The 11603-nt window shown below is 65.5% G+C and carries 12 protein-coding genes; 6 read left to right on the top strand and 6 right to left on the bottom strand.

Features of this window, described 5'->3' with window-relative positions:
* Both ACODTW_RS22660 and ACODTW_RS22655 read left to right on the top strand, forming a co-directional pair.
* Nucleotides 1-207: hypothetical protein (locus ACODTW_RS22660; protein WP_488948375.1), on the top strand; the 207-nt coding region annotated here is incomplete at its 5' end.
* 216 nt (nucleotides 208-423) lie between these two features.
* Complete coding sequence (locus ACODTW_RS22655) at nucleotides 424-1986, top strand: MFS transporter (RefSeq protein WP_488948374.1); 1563 nt, start codon at nucleotides 424-426, stop codon at nucleotides 1984-1986.
* A gap of 33 nt (nucleotides 1987-2019) precedes the next feature.
* Here ACODTW_RS22655 and ACODTW_RS22650 read toward each other — a convergent pair whose 3' ends face one another.
* From ACODTW_RS22650 to ACODTW_RS22625, 6 genes are all read right to left on the bottom strand, one after another.
* On the bottom strand, nucleotides 2020-3321 hold the full coding sequence (locus ACODTW_RS22650; protein ID WP_488948373.1) for an amidohydrolase family protein: 1302 nt from the start codon (nucleotides 3319-3321) through the stop codon (nucleotides 2020-2022).
* On the bottom strand, nucleotides 3321-4805 hold the full coding sequence (locus ACODTW_RS22645; RefSeq protein ID WP_488948372.1) for an amidohydrolase: 1485 nt from the start codon (nucleotides 4803-4805) through the stop codon (nucleotides 3321-3323). Before ACODTW_RS22645 ends, ACODTW_RS22650 begins: the two co-directional genes overlap by 1 nt.
* Before the next feature lie 296 nt (nucleotides 4806-5101).
* On the bottom strand, nucleotides 5102-5437 hold the full coding sequence (locus tag ACODTW_RS22640) for a type II toxin-antitoxin system RelE/ParE family toxin (RefSeq protein ID WP_488948371.1): 336 nt from the start codon (nucleotides 5435-5437) through the stop codon (nucleotides 5102-5104).
* Nucleotides 5403-5600 carry a hypothetical protein gene (locus ACODTW_RS22635; RefSeq protein WP_488948370.1) on the bottom strand — a complete coding sequence of 66 codons (198 nt, stop codon included), beginning with the start codon at nucleotides 5598-5600 and terminating at the stop codon, nucleotides 5403-5405. The genes ACODTW_RS22640 and ACODTW_RS22635 overlap by 35 nt, the downstream gene beginning before the upstream one ends.
* 199 nt (nucleotides 5601-5799) lie before the next feature.
* Nucleotides 5800-6732: a ribose-phosphate pyrophosphokinase gene (locus ACODTW_RS22630; protein WP_488948369.1), complete on the bottom strand. Its 933-nt coding sequence runs from the start codon at nucleotides 6730-6732 to the stop codon at nucleotides 5800-5802.
* A 231-nt stretch (nucleotides 6733-6963) separates the two neighbouring features.
* The gene (locus ACODTW_RS22625) at nucleotides 6964-7143 is read right to left on the bottom strand and encodes a CsbD family protein (RefSeq protein ID WP_488948368.1); all 180 of its coding nucleotides are present in this window, start codon (nucleotides 7141-7143) and stop codon (nucleotides 6964-6966) included.
* A gap of 189 nt (nucleotides 7144-7332) precedes the next feature.
* On the opposite strand from ACODTW_RS22625, the gene ACODTW_RS22620 reads away from it, so the two are divergent.
* The 4 genes from ACODTW_RS22620 (at nucleotide 7333) to guaA (ending at nucleotide 11419) form a co-directional block, all read left to right on the top strand.
* Nucleotides 7333-8151, top strand: a complete 819-nt coding sequence (locus tag ACODTW_RS22620; protein WP_488948367.1) for a class II glutamine amidotransferase — start codon at nucleotides 7333-7335, stop codon at nucleotides 8149-8151.
* A 3-nt stretch (nucleotides 8152-8154) separates the two neighbouring features.
* Nucleotides 8155-8823, top strand: a complete 669-nt coding sequence (locus tag ACODTW_RS22615; protein ID WP_488948365.1) for a DUF2987 domain-containing protein — start codon at nucleotides 8155-8157, stop codon at nucleotides 8821-8823.
* 43 nt (nucleotides 8824-8866) lie between these two features.
* Nucleotides 8867-9742, top strand: coding sequence for a Fic family protein (locus ACODTW_RS22610; RefSeq protein WP_488948364.1), 876 nt, complete (start codon nucleotides 8867-8869; stop codon nucleotides 9740-9742).
* A 96-nt stretch (nucleotides 9743-9838) separates the two neighbouring features.
* Entirely contained in the window at nucleotides 9839-11419 is a 1581-nt protein-coding gene (guaA, locus tag ACODTW_RS22605) for a glutamine-hydrolyzing GMP synthase (protein WP_488948363.1), read from the top strand.
* Nucleotides 11420-11603 lie beyond the last annotated feature (184 nt).

Genomic DNA, 11603 nt, shown 5'->3' with positions numbered 1-11603 from the left:
CACATCCAGCACCAAAAGGGAATCCCAGATTCCGACTTACAGCGCGACGCTCTAGAACTGTCGGAAGCGACTGGCCTGTCTGGGTTTGACCAAGGCCGAACCCAGGTGTCTTTCCTCCTTCCAATTGGGGCGTCTGAAGAGGACGCCAAGTCGTTGCGCGATGCGTTGAACGTATCCGGCATCAAGGTCGGGATCATCCAAGACTGATCACAAGGTGAGCAGTTGTGTCCGAGGTAAACCGCCGGGCCGGTTGGGAATGTCCAGATTTCTCCCTCAGAGCGCAAAGAAACCCGCCCGTCCGCTTCCGGCCCCATCGCAACGCTCCCCCATTCCCCCTTCCACCCCGCACCCAACCTGCCCTATACCGGCACAAGACAGGGCCAAACGCCGGGCCAACCGCGCGACCGGTCACGGGGGGATTGAGTGTCAGACAATGCCATCACCAGCATCGGCGGGCGGCGCAATGCGTTGGCCTTCTGGTTCGGCTGCGTCATCGTCACGGCAGGCGTGGTTCTGCATGTGCCCATGTATCTGATGGGGGCCGACATGGGCTATGTCCTGGTCGGCATGCCCATGGATGCGGAAATGTATTGGGGCATGGCCCTGATCGTGGTCGGCATCGGCTTTGCCGCCTTCGGCCTGCTGCCCGGACAGCCGCCGCAGCATGAACGCATCATCGAAACCATCGCCCCGCCGGAAGATGCGCCGCTGACGCGGGCGCATTGGGGGATGGCGATGCTGCTGGCGCTGGCCCTGATCATCGACATCATGAAGCCGGCCAGCCTGGGCTTTGTCACGCCCGGCATGCGCGCCGAATATCAGGTGGGCAAGGCCATGGTGGCCTGGCTGCCGCTGGCCGCCTTGACCGGCACCGTCATCGGCTCCTTCGTCTGGGGGGCGCTGGCCGACATCTATGGGCGGCGGGCGGCCATCCTGTTGTCCTCCATCGTCTTTATCGGCACGTCCATCTGCGGGGCCATGCCGGATTTCTGGTGGAACGTGTTCATGTGCCTGTTGATGGGGGCGGGGGCCGGCGGCATGCTGCCGGTTGCCTATGCGCTGCTGGCGGAGATCATGCCGACGCGCCATCGCGGCTGGATGCTGGTGCTGATCGGCGGGATCGGGGCCGTGGGCGGCTATTTCGCGGCCAGCTTCCTGTCCGAACTGCTGCAGCCCGTCTATAGCTGGCGCATCATGTGGTTCCTGAACCTGCCCACGGGCCTGCTGCTGGTGATGATGAGCCCGCTTCTGCCCGAAAGTGCCCGGTTCCTGCAACAGATGGGGCGCGGGGCGGAAGCGCGGGCCATGCTGGCCCGGTTCGGCGCGGTCTCGCACAAGGTGACGGAGGAGGAAGCGGATGCTGCTGCCGACCATGGGCATCTGCCGCCCGTGCAGGGCAAGCTGCTGGGGTTGACGGCGGCCCTGACGCTGGGCGCGCTGGCCTGGGGGCTGGTGAATTTCGGGCTGCTGCTCTGGCTGCCGGCCACGCTGGTGGAAGAAGGGTTGAGCGTGGCGGCGGCCAGCGGGTTGATCGCCAAATCCACCCTGATCTCCATCCCCGTCGTGGCCGTGGCCACCTGGCTTTATGCCCGTTGGAGTTCCAAATATTCCCTGGTGCTGATGATGGGGCTGATGGCCGCAGGCCTGGTGCTGTTCCTGCTGCGCAGCGCCGGGGGCGACCCGGTCTTCGCCCTGACCTTCGTCATTGTCGGCTCGTCCGGCGTCATCTCCATCCTGCTGCCCTATACGGCGGAGAATTATCCGTTGCGCGTGCGGGCGCGGGCCACGGGGTGGGTGGCGGGGTGCAGCAAGCTGGGCGGCCTGATGGCGCAGGGCCTGTCGGTGGCCGGTGCCGTGCCGGGCTTTGGCGTGGCGGCGGCGATGATCGCCGTGCCCACGGTCGGCGGCCTGCTGCTGGTCGCCTGGCTGGGGCGGGAGACGAAGGGGCGGGATCTGCGGGAGTTGGAGCGGGGTCGGGCGGGGTAGGGGGCGCGCCGTGCTTGACGTGCCCCCCATGCGTCACCGCCTCACATACCGTTCCTCAAGCGCCCGCGCGCGGGTCTGGAGGGATTGTTCGGTACCGTTGATGAACACCTTTTCGGCCAGCACCGTCGGTTCCAGCGGGTCGCCGCCCCACAGGACCAGATCGGCGGGCTTGCCCACCGCGATGGTGCCGGCGCCCTTGTCGCCGAACAGGGCGGCGGGGCGGCTGGTGATGGCGGCCAGGGCCTTGTCCTTGGGCAGGCCATAGGCCACGGCCGTGCCCGCCTCAAACCGCACCTGACCGGCATAATGGCCGTCGGCCGTGGTGGTGATGATCACGGTCACCCCGGCCTTGTCCAACAGCGCGGCATTGTCCAGCCGTGCCCGCTGCGTCTCGAACCGGCCGGGCAGGTTGGTGGTGGGCTTCAGCACGACGGGCACGCCGGCCGCCGCGATCTCCCCGGCCACCATCCAGCCTTCCTCCGCCCCCAGCAGCACCAGGCGCAGCTTTTCCTCTTTGGCCAGTTTCAGGGCCAGGCGGATGTCGGCGGCGCGCGATACGGCCAGGAACAGGGGCGCCTCGCCACGCGCCACGGGGACCAGCGCCTCCAGGTCCTGCCGCGACAGGCTGTAATCGCGCGTGGCGCCCTGGTTGAAGGCGGCCTTGTTGGCGGCGTAGTGGCGCGCATCCTCCAGGGCGTTCTTCAGGATGGCGACGGACAGGCTGCGGCTGCCGCCGGCATTCTTGGCGGCACTTTCACCAAAGGGCAGGGCCACGCCGATGCGGGGGCGCACCACGATGTCCGGGGCCGTGCCCAGATGGATGATGGCGGGCTGACCCTGGAACAGCGGGTCTTCGGCATGGCCGGCCGTGCCGCCATCATCGGCATGGGCATCACCATCGCCGAACGCTGCCGCCGGCATGATCACGGCCCGCGTGATCCCGCTGGCACGGGCCAGCGGGATCAGGCTGCTGGCCGGATTGACGGCATAGGACGGGTCGTAGGACACGCTGTAGGCCGGATTGCCGGCATTGCTGTCATTGGCCTGGGGCACCGCCCCCACCTCCTCGATCCCGATATCGGAGGAGGAGACGAACAGGCCCGGCGTCACCACCTTGCCCTTGCCATCCAACAGCATCGCCCCGGCGGGCACCGCGGCACCGGGCGCGGCGGCGGTGACGATGCCGTCCTTGATGATGATAGTGGCGTTGGCCAGCGCGGGGCCTGTGCCCGTCATCAGGGTGGCGCCCTCAATGGCGATGGTTTCGGCTTGGGCGGCGGTGATGGTCAGGGCGGCCAGTGCCGTGCCCAGAAGGATCTGCTTCAGCGCGCGCATCACTTCACCCCCGTATTCTTGAACACTTCCGCACCCGACTGGCCCAGTTCGAAATCGGACCGGGGCAGGGCGGGCGGGGCGGCGCGGTCATGGCGCAGCACACCATCGATGAAGACCAGATCGGCCAGCGTGTAGATGCTGAACGGATTGCCGTTCCAGACCACCACATCGGCCATCTTGCCGGGCTCCAGCGTGCCGGTCTTGTCCAGCACGCCGATGGCCTTGGCCGGATTGCGGGTGATCCATTCGATGGCCTCTTCCTCCTTGATGGCGAGGCCCAGATAATTGCCCTCAGCCATGGCCTGGGCGGCTTCCTTGTTCAGATGCTGGATCAGCGTCTCATTGTCGGAATGGATGACGGCGCAGGCGCCGGCGCGATGCACGATGGCGGCATTGGCCGGCACCCCGTCATACGCCTCCATCTTGAAGCCCCACCAATGGGCCCAGGTGGCGATGCAGGTGTCGCCCGCCTTCAGCAGATCGGGGATCTTGTAGGCTTCGGTGGCGTGGTGGAAGGCGGCAACGTGGTAGCCGAACTCCTTGGCCACATCCAGCATCACCGACATCTCGTCGGCGCGATAGCAATGGTTCTGCACCAGGATGTCGCCTGACAGGACGCCGGCCAGCGTGTCCAGTTGCAGGTCGCGCTTGGGCGGGTCGCCGGGGCCCTTGTCGTCGCCGCCACCGCCCTTCTTCTGCTTGTCGTAATAGGCGTCCCATTTGCGGCGGTAATCGGCAGCCTCGATCCAGGCCTTGCGATAGCCCGCCACATTGGCCATGCGGCTGCCGGGGGCGCGGCCCTTGTCGCCATAGACGCGCTTGGGGTTCTCACCACAAGCCATCTTCAGGCCATAGGGCGCGCCGGGGAACTTCATCTCCATGGCGTTGCGGGCGGGCACGTTCTTGACCGTGACGCTGCGCCCGCCGAACAGGTTGGCCGAGCCGGGAAGGATCTGAAGGCTGGTGACGCCGCCGGCCAAGGCCCGCTCAAACCCCGGGTCCTGGGGCCAGAGCGAATGTTCGGCCCAGACCTGCGCCGTGTTGGCGTCGGTGATCTCGTTCCCGTCCGCATGCGCCCGCACGCCGGGGGAGGGGTAGACGCCCAGATGGGAGTGCATGTCGATGACGCCCGGCGTGATCCAGCGGCCGGCCGCGTCCACGATGGTCGCACCGGCCGGGACGGGCAGGGCGGCCCCCACCGCCTCGATCTTGCCGTCGCGGATGATGATGGTGCCATTCTCGATGCGCTGGCCCGTGCCGGTCAGCACGGTGGCGCCCGTCAGGGCGACCAGACCGCTGGGCGGGGCCTGGTACCGGCTGGGGAACGGGTCCCGATCGGCGGCGGGGTCCAGCCCGCGCACCAGTTTCGGCTTGTCGTCGCCATCCTTGTCTTTCGACTGGTTCGCCGTCTGGCCCGTGGCGCAGCCAGCCAGCATCAAGGCCAGCCCCGCCACCATCAAGCTTCCGGCCCGCGTCCGTGCCATAGCCCCCGCTCCGTTGTTGCCATTGAAACAATGGCGGGCAGTGTGGGGACGCAAAGCGTTACAAGTCAACGTGTTGGGGTGTAACGGCTTTGTAACGGATTGCGACGATCTGTGCCGGGGCCAGGGTTTAGAGCGGTTTTCCTTATGACCGGAAAACCGCTCCGGCGGCGACCGCCGCCGCGCGGGCCCATGCCCGCGTGAAGCCAAGCCGCGGATGCGGCGCCGGCGCTTGAGGAATTGAAAGCTGGAGCGTGTTTCCGGTCACCGGAAATACGCTCCAGCAGGACATGACAGGCCTATAATATCTGGTCCAGATTCCGCCGACCGTCGATGACCCGAACGATGGCAACCTGACGGACCGCGCCTTCGTCTGTATCCGGATGGGTTTCATAGAGAATGAGATACGGCCCCTCGACCAGTGTTCGCGTACTCGCCCCAATGTCCGGACGCCGGGGGCCAAGCCGGGGATGCTGGGCCAGCAGATAGGTGCGCATTTCCAGCGCATCGTAGATGCGCTCTGCCGCCGCTGGATTTTCAATGCCAATGACCACGTAAATGTCCAGCAGGTCCGTCCGGGCCTGTGGATACCAAACCACCTCAACCGGCATGCCCGCTCGCCGCCCGTACTTCATTCAGACGCTGCTGGGCTTCCTGTCGCAGCCTGTCGAAATCCATGGGCACGGGCTTTCCGCTGGCTTTGCCGTCATCCCACGACTGACGGAGGCGTTTGATCTCTTCCTGCCGCAACTCGGATTCGTCAGTCGGGGAGAGACTCAGCTTACGGATGTCAGGCATTAAACCCCTCCTTCATTCAAGCAATGATCTTGCTGCCAAGCCGCATGAATGTCCATCGCCTGGTGAATTCATCCCGGAATGTATATGACAAAATGCTTGAGGAGCTGAACCCCGTGCCCATGGGTCGGCTTTGCAGTGAAGGCGCGGTCGAGTGGCCTTCGGATAACCGAACGCCACTCGACACGGGTCAAATCCTTGATCAGTCGAACAGGCTGGACACCGAGCGTTCGTTGCTGATCCGCTCGATCGCATCGGCCATCAGGCGGGCGATCGAACGCTGACGGATGTTGCGGGCATTGCGCACGGCTTCCGTCGCCACGATGCTGTCGGTGATGACCAGTTCGTCCAGGGGCGAGGCGGCCACGCGGGCGACGGCCCCGCCGGACAGCACGCCATGGGTGACATAGGCGCGGACCGACGTGGCGCCGCGGGCCTTCAGGGCCGACGCGGCGTTGCACAGCGTGCCGGCGCTGTCGACGATATCGTCGATCAGGATGCAGTCGCGGCCCGACACGTCACCGATGACATTCATCACCTCCGACACGCCGGCACGTTCGCGGCGCTTGTCGATGATGGCCAGATCGGCTTCCAGGCGGCTGGCAATGGCGCGGGCACGGACCACGCCGCCCACGTCCGGCGACACGATCATCAGGTTGCCGCCGCGCATATGCTCCTTCACGTCCTTCGTGAATTCGCCGCCGGCCACCAGATTATCGACGGGGATGTCGAAGAAGCCCTGAATCTGACCGGCATGCAGATCCATGGTCAGCACGCGGTTGGCGCCGGCCGTGGTGACCAGATTGGCCACCAGTTTGGCCGAAATCGGCGTGCGGGGGCCGGTCTTGCGGTCCTGGCGGGCATAGCCGTAATAGGGGATCACGGCCGTGATGCGCCGGGCCGAACCGCGACGCAGCGCGTCGATGGTGACCAGCAGTTCCATCAGATGGTCATTGGCCGGGAAGGACGTCGACTGGATGACGAACACATCCTCGCCGCGCACATTCTCGTTGATCTCGACGAAAATCTCGTTGTCCGCGAAGCGACGGATGGTCGCCTTGGTCAGCGGAACTTCAAGGCAATGCGAAATGGCTTCAGCCAAAGGCTGATTGCTGTTCCCGGCGATCAGCTTCATGGTCGTGCTGCCCGTCTTTGGTGGAGAAAAGGGTGACAGGCGCCGCCGCGGACGACGTCGCCAAACCTTCACAAAGGCGGGCGCACCATACCCCCGCCCCCCCGCCCTGTAAACGCCGCGACCGTTGCAGCCTACAACGGTGTGGCAGTCGGCAATGACATGGAAGCGAGGGGATAACGGCCGGCACCACCAGGGGATGGGGCGGGCCGTCACCAGCAACAGGGCAGGCGATCAGCGCGTGGCGTCGCGTACCGCATCCTTGATGTGGCCCTTCACCTGCTGGGCCTTGCCCTTGGCCTGATCCAGGGTGCCCTCGGCCACCAGCGCCGGATCGTCGGTGGCCTGTCCCACACCCTTCTTCAGGGCACCCTTGGCCTCGTTCAGCTTGCCCTTCACATTGTCCATGTTCATGAATTTCTCCATCGCCTGTCGGGGCGGCCGGGTGGCGGCCCTGCGAGGTTAACGTCGCAGGGGGCCGTTTGATCCGTGGGGACAGTGCTGTCGCTGCGAACAATGTTCAAATTTGCCGCCGGATTGCCCTTGTTCCGCCACAGCGCCCTGTTTAACAGTAGGGCAGTGTGATTTTCAGGAAGCGTTCAGATGTGCCGTTGGTTGGCCTATGCCGGTGTTCCCGTCGCCATGGATACGTTGCTGTTTCAGCCCAGCAATTCGCTGATCCGGCAGTCGCTGTCGGCCCAGCGCAGCGTGGCACCCACCAATGGCGATGGATTCGGCCTGGGCTGGTACGGCGATCTGGCCAAGCCCGGCCTTTATCGCGACACGATGCCGGCCTGGTCGGATGCCAATCTGCGCTCGCTGGCCGAACAGATCCGCTCGCCCTTGTTCTTCGCGCATGTGCGGGCGTCGACAGGCACGGCCACGTCGCGCCTGAACTGCCATCCGTTCCGCTATGGCGACTGGCTGTTCATGCATAATGGACAGATCGGCGGCTGGCCCCTGGTCCGCCAGGATGTGGAGGGCATGATCCGCAAGGATCTCTATCGCCACCGTGAGGGCTCCACCGATAGCGAGGCCTTTTTCTATCTGGCCCTGGGCAATGGGCTGATGGAGGACCCGGCCGCCGCCTTTGCCGCCACCGTGTCACAGATCGTTGGCAAGATGCGGCGGGAAGGGGTGAAGGAACCGTTCCGCATGACAGCTGCCTGCAGCGACGGTCGCCGGCTTTACGCCGTGCGCTGGTCATGTGACGGCAAGTCGCCGACGCTTTACTGGACAAAGGGGCATGTCGATGGCTGCCGCGAGGGGCGTCTGTGCCTGGAGGAGGGGGACGATGCCGTCATGGTCCTGTCCGAACCGCTGGACGAGGATGCCAGCCACTGGAACGAGGTGGCGGAGGGCAGCTTCCTGGTGGCCGAGGGTGGCCGGGTCGAAGTGCAGCCGTTCAACCCCCTGGGCTGAGGTATGATGATGCGCGCACTGTGGATGACGATCCCTGTTCTGGCCGTCCTGGCCCTGCCGGCCGCAGCGGCGCCGGGAACACACACCGTTCCTTATAAGGAATTTTTCGATCAATTGGCGCGCTTCTATGGCCAGGGTCACGACCGGCTGACCCTGCGCCTGTCCATCCTGCCCGAGGATGACAAGGTGCCGCTGGCCCAGCCGCCCAGCATGGTGGCCGCCACGGGTGAGGGACCGGTGCCGTTCGCCATCGACGCGGCAGGCGCGGTCGATCTGCCCTATCGGCCCGACTGGGTGGCCGCCAATGTCAGCGTCACCGTCAACCAGGCGCCCAAGACCTATCGCATGAAGGCGCAGATCGGCATGAAGCTCCCCGACGGGGCCACGCAGATTGCCTATGCCGACGTGAAGGCCGCCTTCGACCAATTCGATCAGGTGATTTCGAAGGAGGCGGGCATGGCCTCCTTCCTGGTGCCGTCGGCCAAGACCCTGCGCCTGTTCTGCGGTACGGACTGCACCGTCACCATCGCTGGGCCCAAGGGTGCGCGCGTGCTGAAGGCCGATGATCGCGGCCGCGTGAATGTGCCCAACGACAAGGCCCTGGTGAAGGAAGGCCCGACCCTGACGACCAGCCATCCCATCACCTATTCGGTGCTGACCACGAAGGAGTAAGGGCGGCGTGGCGGTTTGCGGCATCTGACGGTATCATGCTTCCATGACCCCTGACGCCGTCCCAGACCCCTTCGTTGACGTGACCATCGCGCTGGATATGGCCTCCCTTTTGTCCCGCGTGGCGGCGCTGGCGACGGAGGCGGCCGACCTGCGGCGGGCACGTCCCGACCTCTGGCCTACCATTCAGGACAAGCTGCGCATCTTCTGGACCGCCGACAGCAACGCCATTGAAGGCAGTTCGCTGTCGCGTGCCGACACGGCCTTCTTCCTGCGGGAGGGATTGACGGTCGAAGGCAAGCCGCTGAAGGACTTTCTGGACGCGCGCAACCATGCCGACGCCATCGATTACCTGGGCGATGTGGTGGCGCAGCGACGGCCGGTAACGGCGGGCCTGTTGAAGGACCTGAACGCGCTGCTGCTGAAAGGCGTGGACTATGTAACCGGCGTGGATGAACAGGGACGCCGGGTTGCCAAGCCGACGCGGGCCGGCACCTACAAGTCCGCCCCCAACCATGTGCTGCGTCTGGATGGTAGCATCCATCATTATGTCGATCCGGTACAGGTGCCGGCCGCCATCGACCGGCTTTGCGCCGCCATCGCGCGGGCGGAGGAGGGGGGCGAGCCCCCGGTCGTTGTGGCCGCTGCCCTGGCGCATCATGAATTCGTGCGCATCCATCCGTTCGATGATGGCAATGGCCGGGGTGCCCGGCTGTTGATGAACCTGATTCTGATGCGGGCCGGCCTGCCGCCCGCAGTCATCGCCATGGATCGGCGGCGCGAATATCTGTCGGCCCTGGCGATGGCAGACCAGGGTGACCGGTCACCGTTCCTGCGTTTTGTGGCTGACAGCCTTCTGTCCACCCTGACGATGATTGTCGACGATTTGCGTCCGCCGCCTGTCCGTTCCGGTCCGGTCTGAACTGGGGGCAGACCTGCTTATGTGCGCCTTGTCCCTTGGGGTCCGGTTGGTTAGGTTGCGGCGCATTCTCCGCCCCAGCCCGCAGGATAATGCGCCATGGCCGCCGCCGCTTCCACCGCTCCCGCCGCCCATCCCGACCGCGTCCTGATCCTGGATTTCGGATCGCAGGTGACGCAGCTGATCGCGCGCCGTGTGCGCGAAGCCGGCATCTATTGTGAGATCATCCCCTACAGCGCCGATGCCGCCCGCATCCAGGCCTTCGCGCCCAAGGCCGTCATCCTGTCCGGTGGCCCCGCCAGCGTGACGGAGGAAGGTTCCCCCCGCGCCAATGATGTGGTCTGGACCCTGGGCGTGCCGGTCTTCGGCATCTGCTATGGCCAGCAGACCATGTGCGAGCAGTTGGGCGGCAAGGTGGAGCCGGGCGACACCCGCGAATTCGGCCGCGCCTATGTCGATGTCAAGGATGACTGCGCCCTGTTCGAAGGCGTGTGGAGCATCGGCGCCCGCGAGCAGGTGTGGATGAGCCATGGCGACCGCGTGACGAAGCTGCCCGAGGGCTTCCGCATCGTCGCCACGTCGGAAGGTGCGCCCTATGCCATCATCGCCGACGATACCCGCCGTTTCTATGCCGTGCAGTTCCACCCGGAAGTGGTGCATACCCCGCATGGCGACGCCCTGATCCGCAATTTCCTGTTCAAGGTCGCGGGCCTGAAGGGCGACTGGACCATGGCCGCCTTCCGGGCAGAGGCTGTGGCCCGCATCCGCGACCAGGTCGGTTCCGCCAAGGTCATCTGCGGCCTGTCGGGCGGGGTCGACAGCTCCGTCGCCGCCGTGTTGATCCATGAGGCGATCGGCGCCCAACTGACCTGCATCTTCGTCGATACCGGCCTGATGCGCACGGGCGAGGCCGAACAGGTCGTCACCCTGTTCCGTGACCATTACAACATCCCGTTGGTGCATGTGGATGCGTCCGACCTGTTCCTGGGCCAGTTGGAAGGCGTGTCCGACCCCGAACAGAAGCGCAAGATCATCGGCCGTCTGTTCATCGAGGTGTTCGATGGCGAGGCCGCGAAGATCGGCGGGGCGGAGTTCCTGGCCCAGGGCACGCTGTACCCCGACGTCATCGAGTCCGTGTCCTTCACGGGCGGGCCCAGCGTCACCATCAAGTCGCACCATAATGTCGGCGGCCTGCCCGACCGTATGAAGCTGAAGCTGGTGGAACCACTGCGCGAACTGTTCAAGGACGAGGTGCGGGCGCTGGGCCGCGAGTTGGGACTGCCGCACAGCTTCGTCGGCCGTCACCCGTTCCCGGGTCCGGGCCTGGCCATCCGCGTGCCGGGCGAGATCACGCGTGAGAAGCTGGAAATCCTGCGCAAGGCCGATGCCGTCTATCTGGAGGAAATCCGCAATGCCGGCCTCTATGACGCCATCTGGCAGGCCTTCGCCGTGCTGCTGCCTGTGCGCACCGTCGGCGTGATGGGCGATGGCCGCACCTATGATTATGCCTGCGCCCTGCGCGCCGTGACCTCGGTCGATGGCATGACGGCCGACTATTACCCGTTCGACCACAGCTTCCTGGGCCGCGTCGCCACCCGCATCATCAACGAGGTGCGGGGCATCAACCGCGTGACCTACGACATCACGTCCAAGCCGCCCGGCACGATCGAGTGGGAATGACGGACGGCAGCGGTGGGTTCGCCTGACAAGGCTGAGCCCGAGAAGTCGAGTTTCGCCAAAGGCCCGGTCATGTCGACCGGGCCTTTTTGCGTCTATGCCTGCCGACGGGAGAATGTGCGGACAGTGATGTCCTGAATTGACGTTTCGTTGTCATTTGAGACGCGGGCGGGCCGCGCCATGATGG

Source organism: Niveispirillum sp. FG148 (assembly GCF_057809655.1).
The sequence above is the reverse complement of the archived record's forward strand: the minus strand, read 5'-3'. Positions and strand labels throughout refer to the sequence as shown.